Source organism: Psychromonas sp. (genome assembly GCF_047632955.1).
Lineage (GTDB): Bacteria > Pseudomonadota > Gammaproteobacteria > Enterobacterales > Psychromonadaceae > Psychromonas.
Genome location: NZ_JBLIED010000017.1, coordinates 1 through 18253, shown reverse-complemented (window position 1 = coordinate 18253; position 18253 = coordinate 1). Strand labels below are relative to the sequence as shown.

15 protein-coding genes are annotated in these 18253 nt (G+C 40.0%); 11 read left to right on the top strand and 4 right to left on the bottom strand.

What is annotated here, in order from left to right; all coding sequences use genetic code 11:
* Window positions 1–86 precede the first annotated feature (86 nt).
* The 4 genes from ACJAZP_RS11585 to fabB all read right to left on the bottom strand — a co-directional run bounded on the left by ACJAZP_RS11585 (window position 87) and on the right by fabB (window position 5475).
* Window positions 87–1556 (bottom strand): FimV/HubP family polar landmark protein, encoded by a 1470-nt coding sequence (locus tag ACJAZP_RS11585; protein WP_415230903.1) that lies wholly within the window; start codon window positions 1554–1556, stop codon window positions 87–89.
* A gap of 161 nt (window positions 1557–1717) precedes the next feature.
* Window positions 1718–2806 (bottom strand): aspartate-semialdehyde dehydrogenase, encoded by a 1089-nt coding sequence (locus ACJAZP_RS11580; RefSeq protein WP_415230902.1) that lies wholly within the window; start codon window positions 2804–2806, stop codon window positions 1718–1720.
* The gene (locus tag ACJAZP_RS11575) at window positions 2796–3947 is read right to left on the bottom strand and encodes a 4-phosphoerythronate dehydrogenase (protein ID WP_415230901.1); all 1152 of its coding nucleotides are present in this window, start codon (window positions 3945–3947) and stop codon (window positions 2796–2798) included. Before ACJAZP_RS11575 ends, ACJAZP_RS11580 begins: the two co-directional genes overlap by 11 nt.
* Before the next feature lie 310 nt (window positions 3948–4257).
* A complete protein-coding gene (gene fabB / locus ACJAZP_RS11570; protein WP_415230900.1) occupies window positions 4258–5475 on the bottom strand; it encodes a beta-ketoacyl-ACP synthase I in 1218 nt (405 codons plus the stop codon).
* Between the two features lie 114 nt (window positions 5476–5589).
* Here fabB and mnmC point away from each other — a divergent pair, with 114 nt between their 5' ends.
* From mnmC to ACJAZP_RS11515, 11 genes are all read left to right on the top strand, one after another.
* Window positions 5590–7662 carry a bifunctional tRNA (5-methylaminomethyl-2-thiouridine)(34)-methyltransferase MnmD/FAD-dependent 5-carboxymethylaminomethyl-2-thiouridine(34) oxidoreductase MnmC gene (gene mnmC, locus ACJAZP_RS11565; RefSeq protein ID WP_415230899.1) on the top strand — a complete coding sequence of 691 codons (2073 nt, stop codon included), beginning with the start codon at window positions 5590–5592 and terminating at the stop codon, window positions 7660–7662.
* Window positions 7663–7828: 166 nt separating this feature from the next.
* Window positions 7829–8878, top strand: a complete 1050-nt coding sequence (locus ACJAZP_RS11560) for a 3-oxoacyl-ACP synthase III (protein ID WP_415230898.1) — start codon at window positions 7829–7831, stop codon at window positions 8876–8878.
* Window position 8879: 1 nt separating this feature from the next.
* A complete protein-coding gene (locus tag ACJAZP_RS11555; RefSeq protein WP_415230897.1) occupies window positions 8880–9761 on the top strand; it encodes an alpha/beta fold hydrolase in 882 nt (293 codons plus the stop codon).
* 3 nt (window positions 9762–9764) lie between these two features.
* Window positions 9765–11429 (top strand): olefin beta-lactone synthetase, encoded by a 1665-nt coding sequence (gene oleC / locus ACJAZP_RS11550; protein ID WP_415230896.1) that lies wholly within the window; start codon window positions 9765–9767, stop codon window positions 11427–11429.
* A 12-nt stretch (window positions 11430–11441) separates the two neighbouring features.
* Window positions 11442–12524, top strand: a complete 1083-nt coding sequence (oleD, locus tag ACJAZP_RS11545) for a 2-alkyl-3-oxoalkanoate reductase (RefSeq protein ID WP_415230895.1) — start codon at window positions 11442–11444, stop codon at window positions 12522–12524.
* Between the two features lie 424 nt (window positions 12525–12948).
* On the top strand, window positions 12949–13299 hold the full coding sequence (locus tag ACJAZP_RS11540) for a hypothetical protein (protein WP_415230894.1): 351 nt from the start codon (window positions 12949–12951) through the stop codon (window positions 13297–13299).
* 1077 nt (window positions 13300–14376) lie between these two features.
* Entirely contained in the window at window positions 14377–14904 is a 528-nt protein-coding gene (locus tag ACJAZP_RS11535; protein WP_415230893.1) for a hypothetical protein, read from the top strand.
* A 246-nt stretch (window positions 14905–15150) separates the two neighbouring features.
* A complete protein-coding gene (locus ACJAZP_RS11530) occupies window positions 15151–15714 on the top strand; it encodes a hypothetical protein (protein WP_415230892.1) in 564 nt (187 codons plus the stop codon).
* Window positions 15715–15852: 138 nt separating this feature from the next.
* Entirely contained in the window at window positions 15853–16443 is a 591-nt protein-coding gene (locus ACJAZP_RS11525; protein ID WP_415230891.1) for a GNAT family N-acetyltransferase, read from the top strand.
* Window positions 16444–16604: 161 nt separating this feature from the next.
* Window positions 16605–17126: a hypothetical protein gene (locus tag ACJAZP_RS11520; protein WP_415230890.1), complete on the top strand. Its 522-nt coding sequence runs from the start codon at window positions 16605–16607 to the stop codon at window positions 17124–17126.
* Between the two features lie 496 nt (window positions 17127–17622).
* Window positions 17623–18036, top strand: coding sequence for a hypothetical protein (locus ACJAZP_RS11515; RefSeq protein ID WP_415230889.1), 414 nt, complete (start codon window positions 17623–17625; stop codon window positions 18034–18036).
* Window positions 18037–18253 lie beyond the last annotated feature (217 nt).

Genomic DNA, 18253 nt, shown 5'->3' with positions numbered 1-18253 from the left:
TTGCGGTTTCTAATAGTGTTGATTTGATACTGAGGTGATGGGAACAACCTATCAATCACGCTTTTATCATCAAAGGGGGCAGCCCCTTAAAGGAGAGTGAGTAATTTATTGATTTCTAGACGCTGTTCCACATTGCTGTTTTTTATCGCAGCCATCAATATTTTCCTGGCACTTATCTTATCATCTATCTCCAAATAAGCACGGGCCAAATCCAGGTGAGCACTAATACCGTACTCATCATCATCAATATCAATTGCGCTATGTTCTCCTAACATATCAGGGAATTCATCTAGGCCGAGATCAAAATCAAACTCAGTATAAATATCATCCGGGCTGTCTTTTTCACTGTTTTTTAATATTGTTTCAATATCAATATAGGCTTCAGCATTTTTTAAGTTAATAGCCTCTGTGAGTTGCTCTTTTTCCACAGGCTCCTTAGCCTTTTTGTGGTTTTGTTCGGCTTGGGCGGCAGCGTCTTGTAATTGCTCAACTTCATCCGGCCCCTTATCAAAGGGAGTGCCGGATTTAATATCTGCAGGCATAGGTTGTTGTGGTTTCTGCTCGTCATAGCTTGGTTCAGGGGAAGCAACAAAAGATTTATCCGGTCCGTTAATGCATTTTGGTTTTTCATCCAATAAGTATTTTGCCTTACGACGAAATAGCAGTGAAAAAATGAAAGTCATAAACAATAATCCGAAGCCTGCAATAAGCAATACATTGCTTAATGATCCTGATATCCATGATCCATTTTGTCCCTGTACTTGTGCATGATTAATAACCGGCTGTGGGGCTGAAATGGACTCAGATTTATATTGTTCAACGAGTTCTAAAAGCGACAGTTGAGCTGCACTTTCACCTTCGATTTTATCTTTCAGAAGATCTATTTCATCGATTAACAGCTGCAGTTTTGATTTAAATTCCTGATTTATTTTTGTTGTCGCGGCTAATTGCTCATTAACCATGTTTAATTCTGTTTGCAGCGTTTGTATTTTTATTAAAGACTGACTAACCGCTGAGTTTGGGGCCGGTAAATATTTTTCATCGATTAACGAAGCAGTTAATGATTGATCGCTAACTTCCAGCGCTTGCGACTTAGAAAGAGAGCCAGAGGTTGCTCGCAGAGCATCTGCGTTTTTTTCTGCGGCCACTGTTTCTGAGACAGCTGTTTCTGCAACCACTGTGTTGCTTGGCACTTTCTGCTTGTCTGAATACTTGTTAATCAGGTTAATTGCATCCTGATTACTTTGTTTTTTTATAAAAGACTCTGTCGGTACCTTAATCACCGAATCTTCAATAAGAAGATTAATATCACCTGCTAAAAAAACATTCGGGTTCAATTTATAAATGGCAACGAGTGTCTGTTGAATACTGACCAGGTTACTGGGGCGCAATTTTTTTGATACCGACCAGAGAGATTCATAATAGCGAATTGGGCCGTATTTTTTATAAACAATATTTTCTGCTGCTGTGACAATGGTTGAATCAAGTGCGAAACTACTAGCAGGAGATAAAATCAAGGGGGAGCAGCAGGTAATAATTAATAGTAAACGCTTCATTGTCATTCCTTGATAAAAGCAATCTAACGGGTTATATCCGAATGCACTTTGAATTCTAATATAAAAATCAATAATAAACCAACGGGACCCACTATTATGTAAAAAAAAAAGAGTAAGGCTAGAATTGAGATCTAGCCCACTTAAACAATAATAACAATAGCTTAAATGTATGTTTGAATCAGTTTTTCAGCAACTTTGATAGCATTAGTCGCCACTCCAAAATAAACATTATCCGCACACACCCAAAGATTTATACCACTGGCATCACATACATCTTTGCGTAAACGGCCTATTTTAACGTCAGCATTACCCACAACATTATCGATCATATTCGGATAATCACATACGGAATCGGCTAAACTTAGCCCTTCAGTATGATGTAAAGCATGGGCAACTTCTTCTAAATCAAGGGGGTAATGTGTCTGTAAATGGACAGCTTGTGCACAACCGTAAAACATCGGCACTACAACCTGAGTGGATGAAACGATAATCGAAGGATCATTTAATAATGAACGTATCTCATTTACCAATCGTAACTCACCGAAACTAACACCTTCCTCATTTAATTCACCTACCTGCGGGAATACATTAAATGCAGTTTGTTGCGGGAAAGTAGACGTTTCAACGGTTTTTGCATTTAATAAACGCGCCGTTTCACCGGCCAGTGTTGTCACTCCTGGTTTACCGGCAACGGAAACCGAATGGTAACTGCACACGTTTATACGCACTAACCCAACCTCTTGCTGAATCTGTTTAATAGCAAGGCTTAATTGTGCAGATTCACTGCTCGGAATCGAGATAATATTTTTCTCGGTGTAACGGGCTAAACTTTCTTCATTCACATCAACCTGCAGCAAAGGAACATTTTCATCTTCTAAAAAGGTCCCGCTGTTATCAATAACAACACAAAATTCACTTGCGACAGTCGCCCATTTTTTTGTTGTTTCAATATCGGTTAAGAAAAAAGCAATATCAACCTGCTGCCAATCAAAAGTTTCAATATCAATCACATCAACGGTTTTTCCCGAAAACATCACTGAATTAATATTCGATTCAAATTCGTTTTCATTTTCATTTTCTTCAAAATCTTCATCGGATGGCGAGCTACTGTTGGTTTTGAATATATCGCCAGCATTGACTAAAGGAAATACTTTACCAACGGGAAAGTCACGTTGAGCCAGAACTTCCAATGTTGTTTCGATACAACCGTTTAATTCACCCACCAGTGCGATATTATATTCAGATTTCATGTGTTTCCTTTGTCTCATTTTGTACGTTGGTAGAAAAACCTAACAACTGTAATAATGTATTTTGTTCAGCGCTTGAATCAACCGTTAAAGTCGATAGTTCGCGGCGTTCTTGGTATGTTTTGCGCATGGTATCAAAACCATCAACTTGTTCAATCATTTCTCTGAAAAGGGCATCATCCCGGCGCACATCAAAGATCAGATGTATTAATGATTTCAGTAATGGTTGATCGACTTTTTGGGAAATAGAAACCCTATTGATGGCTGCACGATGAACAAAATCGGACGTTGTATGTTTTACCTTGAGCTGCAAAAAATCGCACAGTGCCTGGTATAACATTTCAGTACCGCGTAATCGGCCATCGAGGCTGTATCCTGCAATGTGCGGTGTTGCAATGGTCACATAGGGTAATAATTGTTGATTAATCTGCGGCTCATTTTCCCACACGTCAAGCACTAAAATCGGCGTTAAGCCCTGCTCGGCAAGTGTTAATAAAGCCTGATTGTCAATGACATCACCGCGGGAAGCATTTAATAATATCTGCCGGGGACTAAGCTGACTTAAGACTTGCTGATCAAACAAATGTACCGTTGGAAATTCTCCCCCTACAACCTTCGGCACATGTAAACTGATAATATCCGCTTCAAGTACCTCTTTAAAGGTACAAAATTGCCTTTTATCACCCGCCAGTTCTAACGGCGGATCGTAAAGTTTACAGTTCATTCCCAATGCATTTAAACGTTGGTATACCGCGCTGCCGGTATTGCCGGCGCCGACTATCGCGATACTTTTATCGTTTAAAATAAATTGTTTCTGCTCTGCCAGTACCAGTAAACTGCTTAAAATATATTCTGCGACAGATACTTTGTTACAGCCCGGTGCGCTGCTGAAGGCAACACCTCTTTTTTTCAGGTAAGTCTGATCAATATGATCGGTACCAATGGTCGCAGTGCCAACAAATTTAAGGTTTTTATTTAATCTGAGTAGCTTTTCATTAACCTGAGTAATAGAACGAACCAGTAAAACATCAGCATCAATGAGCTGTTCGGCGCTGACCTTGCGACCCGAGAAAAGATGCAGATTGCCATGGTCAGTAAAAAAATCCCGCGCGTAGGGAATATTTTCATCAATATATATATTCATTTTTTTCCTGATACCAAAAAGATTAATTAAGATATTAATGATTGCAGGGATAAAGTAACACTAACAAGGCGAGAATCGCATTCGAACCTTATTCTCAACAAAATCCGATGAAACGATTTTGAACAGTGTTAACTGACCAGCAAGTGGTGAAGAATAGAATGCTTTCAATATAATTCACAACACAGTTAGGGATAATCTTACCCGGCAAGGGTGATCTCCCGTTTTACTCTTTTGGTATAATAATATAACAGAATAAATAGCGACAAAAAAAGGAGCTATAAGCTCCTTTATCTATTTAATCAGCTTTAAACTATTTAGAGAAGCGTTTAAAGACCAATGTTGCGTTTGTACCACCAAAACCAAAACTGTTTGACATAACAATGTTAAGTTTTGCATCAATAGCCTTATTGGCCACGATTGGCAGATTCACCGCTTGTTCATCTATTTCTTCGATATTGATAGAAGGTGAGATGAAATCATTTTCCATCATCAGCAAGCTGTAGATAGTTTCATGAACACCCGCGGCGCCAAGAGAATGACCCGTTTGAGATTTAGTTGCACTGATTTTTGGTGCGTTCTCAGGGAATACGATATTAATCGCTTCTAATTCTTTGGTGTCCCCAACGGGGGTAGAAGTTCCATGGGTATTTAAGTAATCAACGTCACCGTCAACGGTTGCCAGTGCTTGACGCATACAGCGAACAGCACCTTCACCCGATGGTGCAACCATATCATAACCGTCAGATGTTGCGCCGTAACCGACGATCTCAGCATAAATCTTAGCGCCACGCGCTAAAGCATGCTCAAGCTCTTCAACGACAACAATACCACCACCGCCGGAGATAACAAAACCATCACGCTTGCTATCATAAGTGCGCGAAGCACTTGCAGGGGTGTCATTAAATTTGCTTGATAGTGCGCCCATCGCATCAAATTCACATGCCATAGTCCAGTCTAATTCTTCACCGCCACCAGCAAACACAATATCCTGTTTACCTAATTGAATTTGTTCCAGTGCATTACCAATACAGTGAGAACTTGTCGCACAGGCGCTGCTCATTGAATAGTTAATACCTTTAATTTTGAACGGTGTTGCGAGACAGGCAGATGTGGTGCTCGCCATAGTACGGGGAACCATGTAAGGACCGACACGTCGCACACCTTTTTCGACCATAAGTTTGCAGGCTTCAACCTGGTTTTTTGAAGAACCACCGCCGGATCCGGCCACTAAACCAGTACGTTCATCAGAAACCATTTCATCGGTCAACTGCGCATCGGCAATAGCTTGTTCCATAGAAAGATAAGCATAAGCTGCAGCATCACCCATAAAACGCATAATTTTGCGGTCAATATGATCTTTAGGTACGATTTTCAGATCGCCCCAAACTTGACTGCGCATTTTCATCTCGGCAAATTGCTCCGAGAAGGTGATGCCTGATTTTCCGCTTTTAAGGGACGCTAAAACTTCTTCTTTGTTGTTACCAATACTAGAAACAATACCAATACCTGTAATTACTGCTCTTTTCATTTTTAAGCCTTTATTGCTAGAGGGACTAATTATATGATGGATCTAAGGGGTACAATAGATCAATTAAACTCTAATAAATTAAACTAAATTATCGCATTTAATGGGAAATATATATTGTCTGACGCTAAATACAAGTTAATTAAGCATGCCCAAATACACTGGTCTGATCAGTTAGAACCTTTTTCAAGACAATTTGATGATGTCTATTTCAACACAGAGCAAGGAATTAATGAAGCAAATCATGTGTTTTTTGAAGGAAATAATTTAGCAAAACGCTGGGTAAATTATTCAGAACAACACTTTTCAATAGCCGAAACGGGTTTTGGTAGCGGCTTGAATTTTCTACTTACCTGCCATAAATTTGCTGAATTTAGTCAATTAAATCCCGATAGTCCCCTCAAAGAGTTACATTTTAGCAGTTTTGAAAAATACCCCTTAACCAAGTCGGATTTAATCACTGCATTACAGCAATGGCCGCAATTAAGCGCATTTATAACTCCCCTTTTGGAGCAGTACCCGCTTGCTCTAACGGGATGCCATCGTATAGCATTAAATGAGTTTAATATTACTCTGGATTTATGGCTTGGCGATATAGCAGAAACGCTACCGTCATTACATATTTATGATTCCGGACTTTTTGACTGCTGGTATCTGGACGGATTCACGCCCAGTAAAAATCCGGCCATGTGGAGCGACGAACTGTTTCAATTAATCCGTTTATCCTGTAAAGCAAATGCCACCCTCGCGACATTTACTGCGGCCAGCTTTGTCCGCAAAGGATTAATTAAAGCGGGTTTTGAAGTGGGGAAACAAAAAGGATACGGTAAAAAAAGAGAGATGTTAGTCGCTCATGTCGATGCCAACGCAAACGCTGACAATAAACTTAAACAACATGGACAACATTACCGCCCTGCAAAATTCGACAATCCCGGACACAAAATAACCGATGTTGCAATTATCGGCGGAGGGATTGCCAGTGCTTGTTTATCATTAGCCCTGATCCGCCGCGGTTATAAAGTCAGCTTATACTGCAAAGAGTCGACCCTCGCCTTTGGCGCATCGGGTAACCAGCAAGGCGCTTTATACCCTCTTCTGAACAAACAGCACGACTCCTTAAGTCAATTTTTCGCTAATGCATTTTTATACAGTCGAAATTACATTAAACAGTTAGATCAAACACAGCCGCTTGATCATGACTTTTCAGGATTACTGCAGCTCTACTACGATCCAACTGCCGCCAAAAAACTCGACAAAATTTTACAGGCAGGTCTTCCCGAAGCATTAGTGGAGCAATTAAGCGAAACTGAAACAGATAACATTGCGCAGCTGTCAATTGCACAAAAATCATTACATTATCCCCTAGGCGGCTGGTTAAGTCCCAAGCAACTGGTGGAGGCAATCTTCGAGCAGGCAAAAAATGAAGGCGACCTAAGCGTTTACCTAAATGAAGAATTATTAACCTTTGAGCAAAGCCCGTCAGACAATCCGGGACTAAATACGGCACAGTCGATAAACGGTTGGAATTTACATTTCGCCGAGCACAGCGTAAAACATTCACTGCTGGTACTGACAACGGCTAATAACACCCTTAATTTTAAACAATGTGAAGCGCTGCCACTTTCCGCAGCTCGCGGTCAAGTCACCCATATTCCGACCAACCCAGAAATTAAGCCGTTACGAATAACACTTTGTCATGAGGGATATTTAACCCCGGCGAATAATCAACAACACTGCATGGGGGCAACCTTCAAACGCCATGACCTTAACCAGGATTTTTCTCCGCAGGAACAACGCGACAACAAAGATAAATTAGAAAAATGTATTCCCGGACAGGCATGGACAGAGCAGATAAAGATCGATCATCAGGATGCGCATGTGGGTTTGCGCTGCACCACACGAGATCACTTCCCCTACGCGGGAGCCATGGCCGATTATCAGGCCACTAAGATTTTTTATAAAAATGCAGCTAAAAAGCTTAACCCGGGCAATGCCCCTTTTCACCCTAATTTATACCTGTTGACCGGATTAGGCTCGAGGGGTTTATGCACAGCTCCGCTGTTAGCTGAAATGTTAGCGAGCCAGATAAATAAAGAGCCTTTACCCTTTGGGCAGGAAGTCTTAAATGCGCTGCAGGTTAACAGGCAGTGGATAAACTATCTAAAAAAAGGAAAGCCACTGCGTTACTAATTTGATTGTTAGCAAAGCAAAAAACCTAAAAAGTGCTGCTCGCTTCTTTATAGAACTTTGTAACTGTTAACAATTTACGGTAATCTACGCGCTCGATTTGACAGTATGGCTAGATTGGTCGATATTGACTCTTTTTATGTAAAATTATGAAAAATAAAGCACATTAATGAAATACTCTAACGTTTTTATCAATAGTTTATCTTACGAATTGGCTCCCCAGGTCATTTCAAGCTTTGAATTAGAATCGCGCCTTGCGCCTTTGTACCAAAAGCTGCGTATACCCATGGGACAACTTGCGGCTTTAACCGGTATCGAAGAACGACGCTGGTGGCCCGCGGATCATATTTTATCCGATGGTGCGATAGCGGCGGCACACAAAACAATCGCAGAAACCGGTGTCAATATTAATGATCTGGGTGCGGTTATTTATACCGGAGTATGCCGGGATCAACACGAGCCGGCAACGGCGTGCCGCATTGCTGCCGCACTCGGCGTTAACAGCAGCACCGCTATCTATGATATCAGTAATGCCTGCCTAGGGGTGTTATCGGGCATATTAGACATTGCCAATCGTATTGAGCTTGGGCAAATCAAAGCCGGATTAGTGGTCTCCTGTGAATCAGCTCGGCATATCGTTGATATAACGATTGAAAATATGCTTGAAAATAAAACCATTCAAAATTTTTCGCAATCATTAGCCACCTTAACCGGTGGCTCTGGTGCAGTGGCGGTTTTATTAACCGACGGATCACTGCCGCTTAAAAATACCCGTCAACATAAATTACTGGGTGCAAGCCATCTTTCGGCTCCCGAGCACTATGACTTATGTAAATGGGGCTCACAGCCGGTCGGTTTAAAACTGCACCGTGAATATATGCGCACCAATGCAGTGCCGCTTCTGAAAGAAGGTGTGGCACTGGCGTTAAATACCTGGCAACACTTTTTAGATCAGCGTAGCTGGTCTGTCGATCAAGTAGATAAAGTGATTTGCCATCAGGTCGGTTCGGCAAATCAAAAACAGGTGTTAGCCGCCTTAAAGATACCTGCGCATAAAGAGTTTCCAACTTTCAAAAAACTGGGCAACATGGGCACCGTTTCACTGCCCGTGACCGCGGCTATAGCGCATGATCAGGGTTTCCTGATTAAAGGCGATAAAGTAAGCTTTTTAGGCATAGGCAGCGGACTTAACTGCATGATGCTAGGACTTGAGTGGTAACATGAATTTAGATACTTTATTCCCTTTTAAACGCAATTATTTGAATCGTAACGGTCAGCAGTATCATTATCTCAACGAAGGTTCAGGTGAGCCCGTTGTAATGGTACACGGCAACCCGAGCTGGTCTTTTTATTACCGCAACTTAGTCAAATCCTTAAGCGCCAATTATCAATGTATTGTCCCTGATCATATCGGCTGCGGATTATCTGATAAACCAGCGGATAAAGATTATGAATACACCCTCAAAAATCGCATTGATGACCTGGAAGCATTATTGGATTCGCTTAATATTAAAAACAATATCACCTTAGTCGTTCATGACTGGGGCGGCATGATAGGGATGGGTTACGCGGCGCGACACCCCGAGCGTATTAAACGTTTAGTTATTTTAAATACCGGCGCTTTTCATCTTCCTGAAAAAAAATCTTTCCCCATCCCATTATATATTTGTCGCAATACCTTTGTGGGTACGGTGTTAATACGCGGATTGAATGCTTTTTCATCGATCGCATCCTACGTGGGAGTGAAACGTAAACCCATGGCAAAAGAGATTCGCCAGGCTTATGTCGCGCCCTTTAATTCATGGAAAAATCGCATCTCAACGCTAAGATTCGTCCAGGATATCCCGCTGTTACCGCATCATAAAAATTATCAGTTGGTTTCGGATATCGGCGACAGCCTGGTTCACTTTCAGAAAATTCCCACCATCATCTGCTGGGGACTGAAAGATTTTATCTTCGATAAATATTTCCTGGATATCTGGAAACAAAAAATGCCCCATGCACAGATCAATGAATTTGCCGATTGCGGTCATTATATTTTAGAAGATGCCAGCGAGCAGGTGATCCCGCTGATAGAAACATTTATGGCAGAAAATCCTTAACTTATGTCCGATCATCAAACCTTCAACCTTTGCCGTCATTTAATCAATGCGGCAAATGACTTCCCTGACTCGCTGGCTGTTGCTGTTCAAAAAAAACAGTTCCATAAGCTGACTTACCAGGAAATTGATTTTTTCACGCTCAATAAGCGCAGCGATCGAATTGCCCATGCGCTCAATCAATTTGGCCTGAAAAGTGGTGATAAAGCGGTTCTGATGGTCAAGCCCGGTTTAGACTTTTTTGCATTAACCTTTGCTCTGTTTAAAGCGGGCATAGTCCCGGTATTAATAGATCCCGGAATGGGCATTAAAAACCTCAAACAGTGTATCGCAGAAGTAAATCCGGACGCCTTTATCGGTATTCCCAAGGCGCATATTGCCCGGCGCTTATTAGGTTGGGGAAAAGACTCCGTTAAATACAATATCACCGTCGGTGGCGCCAGTATTTGGGGAGGCGCTAGCTTAAATAAAATAATCGACCATTGCCCTCGACAAGACCCCTACCCCATGGTGAAACTTGCGCAACACCAGATGGCTGCCATTTTATTTACCAGCGGCAGTACCGGCTCACCGAAAGGCGTTGTTTATAGCCACCGCATGTTTGAAGCACAAATCACGGTTTTAAAAAATGATTACAAAATAGCACACGGCGAGCGAGATTTAGCGACCTTTCCATTGTTTTCACTTTTTGGTCCGGCGCTGGGCATGGCTTCCATCATTCCAGCAATGGATGCCAGTAAACCTATCACAGCCAACCCCGATTATATTTTTGCGGCTATTAACAAATACCACTGTACTAATCTTTTCGCCAATCCGGCATTGATAGAGTTATTAGGCCGTGCCGGTAAGTCCAAAGCTATTAAACTTTCGAGTCTGCAGCGGGTTATCTCAGCCGGTGCACCGGCAACATTGTCTTCTATTAAACGCTTCACGACTTTACTTAATTCCGGTGTAGAAATCCTCACCTCCTACGGCGCAACAGAAGCCTTACCGGTCAGTAAAATTGCCAGCTCTGCCTTACTTAAAACCACCAAACAGACAGATGCAGGCGGCGGAATTTGTGTCGGTTATCCGGTTGATAATATGACCGTTACTATTATTAACATTAGCGAAAAAATTATCAGCACATGGCAGGATGATCTTAGCCTTCCACCCTATGAAATAGGTGAGATTGTGGTTCAAGGCCCGCAGGTAAGCCAGTGTTATTATCAGCGCAACGACGCCTCGCTTGCCGCTAAAATAGATGATGTTACAGATGCGCGCCACCGTATGGGTGATTTGGGTTATCTGGACGCCGATGGACAATTATGGATGTGTGGTCGAAAGGCGCATCGGGTTGATTCAAACCACCTTGAAATTGAAAAAAGATATTATTCTATTTCCTGCGAGCGTATTTTTAATTCCCATTCGGCCATTAAACGCAGCGCATTGGTTACAGTCAAGACAGACGGAAAATCAGCCCCTTTATTATGTATTGAGCTGCACAACAGATCCGCCCAAGCGCCTGAAAAATTATTTGCAGATTTGCGGGAAATAGCCAATAAGCATTCTCAAACCAAGGGTATCACTCTGTTTTTAATTCATAAAAGCTTCCCCATGGATATTCGCCATAATGCAAAAATATACCGTGAAAAATTGGCCGTTTGGGCACAAACACAACTAACAAATTAAGTAGAAGCCGTTATGTCAGTCAACAGCATTCCAACATTCAGCGACTTAGATGAAAAACAACAGCTGGTTTTAAGGCGTTTATCGACCCAGGTTAACAAAGTATTTGTGACCGGTGCAGGCGGTTTTTTAGGTAAAGCCCTATGCCGATTTTTATGCTCTGCTGGTATTAATGTGGTTGGTTTTGCCCGTGGCGATTACCCCGAACTTGAGCAAATGGGCGTGCTCATGGTTAAGGGAGACATCTGTGATAAACAAGCTCTTACTGATGCCATGCAGGGCGCTGACTTGGTCTTTCATGTTGCTTCTAAGGCCGGCGTCTGGGGCAGTAAAGCGTCTTATTTTGATGCTAATGTCAGCGGCACAGAAAATATTATCAGTGTTTGTCAGGCGCTTAATATAAGGCGCTTGGTTTATACCAGCACCCCTAGCGTGACCTTTGTGGGCAAAGATGAAAACGCAATCGACGAATCACATCCCTACGCAACACATTTTTTAAATTTTTATGCCTTATCCAAAGCCATTGCCGAACAAAAAATACTCGCTGCAAATTCAGAAACGCTTAAAACTCTTGCCCTTCGCCCGCACCTTATTTGGGGGCCCGGCGATCCGCACCTGGTGCCCCGCGTATTACAACGCGCCAAAGCGGGACGGCTTAAACTGGTCGGTAAAACAGATAAGCTGGTTGATACCATCTATATTGATAATGCGGTTTACGCGCATCTCTTAGCAGCGGTCAGCCTAAATCAGCCAACATCAAACTGCGCAGGAAAAGCTTATTTCGTCAGTAACGATCAACCGATATTAATGGCCGAGATGCTTAATAAAATTCTCGCCTGCCAAGGTTTAAAACCAATCAACGCACGCATCCCCGCCCCCCTTGCTTATCTTATTGGCGCCACGCTGGAATGGGTTTATTTAAAACTCAATAAAGAACAAGAGCCCCCCATTACCCGTTTTGTCGCACGGCAGCTATCCACCAGCCATTATTTTGATATCAGCGCCGCTAAAAAGGATCTTGGTTATCAACCTATCGTCAGTATCGATCAGGGTATGGAAAAACTGAAAGATTCATTGTGCGATAGCCGCGAGCTATGAGTGGCGAGCTGTCGGCTGTCGGCTGTCGGCTGTCGGCTCATGATATGAAACATTCCTGATACCTAGTTAAAAACACTCTGAGAAACTTACATACCGGCATGACCGGAACTTATTAATGGGTGATTCCGTTGATTTGTAGGGTGCCATTTTAAAGATTTTTCCAGTGATAGGTATCACCCTGCAGGTTATATTTAAGGGTTACTGAATTTAGTTTATAAATTAATAGGTTAAGCTCTTTTTTTTGAAATGGGATAGATGGCACGTTAACACCTATCCCAAAGTGAAATTTATTAGATTGTCACTTAAAATATTGATTTATTGAGATTAAATAGATATTGTTGTGATTATTTGTTATGAGATAGGTATCGCGGCTTTTCGTGCATAGTGATGCTTATAAAGCTGTTAGGTGAATATGGAGTTAATTATGGACACTGAGTCTAGTAAAATATCATACGCAATTGTTCCAATGTGGATTATTTCAATCCTTATGGCCTTAATGTTGCTGGGGTATGCTGTATTTTCGTTTTCTTACGCAAAGTCATATAACGTGGATTCATCGAGTGGCTTTGTCTTAATTGCTTTGGCATTCATACAAATTGGTGGTGCTTATGTCATCCATAAGGGGCTAAAAAATTGCAAAAGGTGGGCGTATTATTTAACTTTAGTGTCTTTCATCTTTTTGTCGCTAGGAGTAATAAACATCCTTTTCACTGGCTTTGGTCTATATGGGTTATTAGTTAAGGAAACTAGAAAAGATTTTGGTTTTTTAAACTAGCAAATAATTCACCTAACAAGTTGCTTAAACGGAACTAAAACAGTGGGTTACGCTTCGCTTCGCTACACATTTTAACCCACTATTTTAGTCCGCTTAGCAAGGCGTTAGTTTCTGCTCTTTTACTTTTTGATTGTTTTAGGGTGCGGTAGCCGTTGTTTTTTGTATTTTGTTCTTCGATCTATCTTTGCTTAAAGACTGCAAATTGGCAATGATAATCGCGGTATTAAAAGGGGATGTTTTGTAATTCACCTTGTGCTAAACGGGCTAATTTAATTTGCCGAACGTCCAGCTATAAAGTGCAAAGTTGTTCAATTTAAAGTGGAGCAACTTCGCGTTAAAATCTTTAAGAAAATCAATGTGTTTGTGTTTCAAGTAAACCCAAATACGCATTAATTATTTCGTATTGGCTAAGTTAAAACCTTAATCAATCGCAGTAAACTAACAAAGCAATTAAATCGGACGTTTTAGTCTTGTCACTGTTTTTGCAAAAAGCCGCAAAAACACCGCCAATCCTAAACGCCGTTTATTGCAGGCGTTAAGTGGCTTTTGTTGAACTTTATTAGGCTTATGATTTTCAAGTCTAATTTGTACAAAGTAGTTTGCGAAGTTTGTTTCATTAGTTTCATTTTAAGGTGTTAGGATCTGTTTTTAGATCAATACCTAAAATGTAGTTCGTTACTTGTGGCATTAATTTATCATCAAGTGCGGTAGCGTGTTTGAGTGATCAAAACCGTCTCGTGCAAATTAAATAGAAACGCGGTTTGGCTTCGTTCATCAGCTCGCTTCATTTAAAATTCACAGGTTGCAGTTCCTTTGAGTTAGCCGCTTTAGTGCCAATGGAATGATTGCTATGCTCCACTCGTATTAGTATTGAGGGAGCGGAACTACACCCAAACCAATAATGGTCGACACACCGAATTGCAGCTTCAATTCATTGTGAAATTTAGGCCATTTAACAAGTTAATCAACTGGACGTATTACGGTTGGTCATTGTTTTTGCAAAAGAAAAACCGCAAAAACAACGCCAACCTACACGCCAGTTATTAAGGCGTTAGCTCACTTCAATCAGGAAAAATCATGTTAATCCGTATAATTTTATTAATCTTAACCTTTAATTTAATTTCAGGTTGCAGCAGTATCAATGATTCACTTACACCCTCATTGTCTATTCAACAAAATCAATTTGATGGTTCAGTTAGTATCATTCAACCACCAGTTAGTGCAGCTTCAAGTTTGTCTGAGGCTTGGCATACCTTGGGTTTTCAATGGAACAAAAAATTTCCAGAAGTTGTTTTTATTGATGTTGGCGTGGATGGTATTACTAATGTGATGGGTGCTGCTTTCAATGTCGACGGTCAATTCATTGAAAACATCAAAGAAGCTAGTTCATTTACTGAATATGGTGATTGGTCAACTCGTCGTTTAGTCATGCCTCTCGCCGATTTTATTAAAGTAGCACAAGGACATGATGTGAAGATGAAAGTGATGCAAATAGATACATATTCAGTATCTTCATTTGGTTCATCTAATTCAGGTGCAGTTGTAAATTCGAAATTCCCACCATTTATTCAAAAAATTAAAGAGCTAAATGTACTAGCAAACTAATGAGCTAACAAGGCATTTAAACGGAACTAAAACAGTTGGTTAGGTTTCGCTTCGCTACACATTATAACCAACAATTTTAGTCCGCTTAATGCGGCGTTGAGGCTGTAGAATAACTCGTTTTTTATAAATTTATGAAAATTTATACTTTTTAAATTATTGTTTTAAAAGTAAATTAAATTTCGAGAAAGTGTGTTTTTTCTGAAAATGGAGAAATTCTACAGCCTCGTTAGGCGTACAGGAGGTTAAATGGTTAGTAAAGTCGATTGGTTCTGTAGGGCTGTAAGGGTGGGAAGTGCATTTAATCCCGTGGCGGCTGTTTTTCTTCAATTGCAATCTGAATTAGACGGCATTGAAATAAACCGTCGACTGGATAATTTAGAAGACCCAATTAGTGCTTGTTGCGATAGTTCACCGCAACTATGCAAAGCACTATATGAATGCCTAGACAGTATTGAGCTTAGTAATGAAGTATACAAACAGTATTCTCGTCCACTTGCGGTATTTGAGTCAAAGGGTTACTTAAAAAGAGAAATGCATCTCGGAAGCCCATATGCGCAAGGAATAGAATTAGTTGATCCTTCATTTACACTTTATCTAGCGAGATTATTTGAAAAACAGGCGAATATGTCTGAGCTTTATGATCTTGTTGAGAACTGCAACATTGGCGTATGGATAGACGGGATTCAGTTGGCAGAATCTCTAAATATTCCTTTAGAAGTGGTACGTTCAATCTTCAAGATTTACGTAGAGAATGGGCTAGGAAACTTATCCAATGAAAGAGGTACGTGCAACTATCTGAGTATCGCCTAACAAGGCGTTGCACTCGGACTCGATACAGTTGTCGCGGTTTTTGCTAAGAGAAAAGGCAGCAAAAACAGCACCAACATACTCGCCGGTGAACGCGGCGTTAAATGTAAAATTTATATTAATCGATTTAGAGAGGCTAGTTTGGACATTTCACTTTTTTCATGTCAAAAAGATATAGATAACAATCATGATCTTTTCTTTACTTCTGTCTTGAAGCTTTCATTATTTACTGATGAAATGTTTTCGTCGGGAGTATCACAAAAAGAATTAATTTATTTTCACATAAAACAATTGATTTCATATGGGCAAGGAACTTTTTTTTGCGCTATTGAAGATGGTAAATACGCTTATGGATTAATTTCTTTTGGTGGTAAAAATAAAGAACAGAAAAGTTTAGAATTTTTTGGAGTTGATGCAAATAGTCGTCGTTGTGGATTTGGTTCAAAAGTTATAAAAGAGTTTATATGCTCTCAAGTCGATTTGGATTTTGGAATTTGTCTGCGTTGCACAAAAAAATTGTATAAATTTTATTCTAAATTGGGCTTCGTAAAACATAAAAATAAAGCCACATCAAAACAAGATATTATTATGTTTATCAGTAATAACCGTCGTTACAAAGTTCCCATAATATACCAATATTCTCCTGAGTTAATTAAGGAGAAAATACCGTATTATGTATTAATGTCAAAATGGGTGGAGCTTAATAATGACTTCGGTTTGGCTACGAATTAATAACATTTAACAAGTTAATCAACTGGACGTATTACGGTTGTCATCATTTTTGCAAAAGAAAAAACCGCAAAAATAACACCAACCTACACGCCAGTTATTAAGGCGTTGAGGTTGTAGAATAACTCTTTTTTTGAAATTTAGGACGTATTTGGGAGTTACAAATGCATTACCTAAGCACTTTAAATAGCTTAGACTGTGTTATAGGAACTCGTTTTTTAATGGTATTTGGCTGCAAGAGTAATTCTACAGCCTCGTTAGCAATATCAAGAGGTAGTATGGATCTTCGACAAAATTCTTTATCAAGCAACAGTATGAGTTTCAAAAAACAATCACTAATTTTTGGTTTATTAATAATTTTAATTAGTAGCCCATTTCGATATTTTGCAATTTATAAAGCAGGCGTAGACGTTGGCTTAATACTATTTAGCATTAGTTGTGCTCTTTTTGGTCTTTTTGGTGGCTTCGGTTTTCTTATGGGGCAATTAATAGTCAAGAAAACTATCCCTACAAAACACCTAATTACAGCTGCATTGTTGGTCTATTTTACTGCGCATCACATTAGTAATGCATTTGGAATTTATGCAATATCTGGATTTTTACATATGGGTGTAATTTCATTGTTTGCATTTATTGTCGCTATTCGAGCGCCTAAAATGTTTAATAAAAAGAAAGAGCGTTGGTAGTTATCGCTAGTAGTATTGGTTCGTGGCTAATCTTGCTAACAAGGCAATTAAATCGGACGCATTACGGCTGTCGCGGTTTTTGCTAAAAACAAAAAGCCAGCAAAAACAGCGCCAACCTACGCGCCGTTTATTGCGGCGTTAGGCATCAAGTTTATTTATCGAGGATTTACCCATTAAAGTAATTAATGCGCTTATATCAAATGCTGAAAAGAGAGCCGAAGAGTTTACATACCCTGTATTTATTACAGCAAAAAATGGGAAGCCTGATTTAATTGCAACATCTGTTGTAATCGAACTAGATCGTAAATACTTTTTAATTACAGCCGCTCATGTTTTACTTGATGTTCAGCAAGAAAAAAGTCCGTTTATAATCGATGTTAACGGTAAGTATGTTCAAATAAATACAGAATGGTGTTACTCCTCTTCTAATGGAGGAGAGCATTTTGACATTGCATTCACTGAATTAGGCAATGAAATTATCACTTCCAGTAAAATAATGGCATTGCCTGAAAAAAACTTATATATGCAAAATGAAATTAATAGTTCACATTTGTGTTTTGTTAATGGGTATCCTGCATCAAAAAATAAGCAAGGTAAGGCTTTACGGATATCGCCAGTTTTTAATGCAAAGTCTTATTCATTTGCATCGTATATAAAACTAGATTTTGACAACTGGTTAAAATATAGCAAAAAATCAGAGTGGCATATTTGCAGTGCTTATGGAAAAAAAACAGGGAACGAGTCTCCTATAAAGCCAAATGGCTTAAGCGGTGGAGGACTTTGGATTATACCCAATGTAGCAAACCCTGCTCTTTATTTGTGTGGTGTTTTTATTGAATATTACGGTACTGAGCAATTAGCATTTTCAACAAAATTACTAGAAGTTGTAGATTTTATAAAAAATGCCTAACAAGCTAATCAACTGGACGCATAACAGTTGTCATCGTTTTTGCAAAAGAAAAACATGGCAAAAACAACGCCAACCTACGCGCCAGTTATTAGGGCGTTGAGGCTGTAGAATTTCTCCAAAAAGCATATTTTTCGTTATTTTCTTATTACTTCAAGTTGTACGAAAAATGTACTTTATTGCACTGATCGTCTGTGATCTAATGGTTATTATTCGCTCT

What these genes read in the sequence shown, in the direction of transcription:
- ACJAZP_RS11585 (WP_415230903.1), bottom strand. Translation starts at nt 1,556, where the DNA reads ATGAAGCGTTTACTATTAATTATTACCTGCTGCTCCCCCTTGATTTTA.
- ACJAZP_RS11580 (WP_415230902.1), bottom strand. Translation starts at nt 2,806, where the DNA reads ATGAAATCTGAATATAATATCGCACTGGTGGGTGAATTAAACGGTTGT.
- ACJAZP_RS11575 (WP_415230901.1), bottom strand. Translation starts at nt 3,947, where the DNA reads ATGAATATATATATTGATGAAAATATTCCCTACGCGCGGGATTTTTTT.
- fabB (WP_415230900.1), bottom strand. Translation starts at nt 5,475, where the DNA reads ATGAAAAGAGCAGTAATTACAGGTATTGGTATTGTTTCTAGTATTGGT.
- ACJAZP_RS11560 (WP_415230898.1), top strand. Translation starts at nt 7,829, where the DNA reads ATGAAATACTCTAACGTTTTTATCAATAGTTTATCTTACGAATTGGCT.
- ACJAZP_RS11555 (WP_415230897.1), top strand. Translation starts at nt 8,880, where the DNA reads ATGAATTTAGATACTTTATTCCCTTTTAAACGCAATTATTTGAATCGT.
- oleC (WP_415230896.1), top strand. Translation starts at nt 9,765, where the DNA reads ATGTCCGATCATCAAACCTTCAACCTTTGCCGTCATTTAATCAATGCG.
- oleD (WP_415230895.1), top strand. Translation starts at nt 11,442, where the DNA reads ATGTCAGTCAACAGCATTCCAACATTCAGCGACTTAGATGAAAAACAA.
- ACJAZP_RS11540 (WP_415230894.1), top strand. Translation starts at nt 12,949, where the DNA reads ATGGACACTGAGTCTAGTAAAATATCATACGCAATTGTTCCAATGTGG.
- ACJAZP_RS11535 (WP_415230893.1), top strand. Translation starts at nt 14,377, where the DNA reads ATGTTAATCCGTATAATTTTATTAATCTTAACCTTTAATTTAATTTCA.
- ACJAZP_RS11530 (WP_415230892.1), top strand. Translation starts at nt 15,151, where the DNA reads ATGGTTAGTAAAGTCGATTGGTTCTGTAGGGCTGTAAGGGTGGGAAGT.
- ACJAZP_RS11520 (WP_415230890.1), top strand. Translation starts at nt 16,605, where the DNA reads ATGCATTACCTAAGCACTTTAAATAGCTTAGACTGTGTTATAGGAACT.
- ACJAZP_RS11515 (WP_415230889.1), top strand. Translation starts at nt 17,623, where the DNA reads ATGGCATTGCCTGAAAAAAACTTATATATGCAAAATGAAATTAATAGT.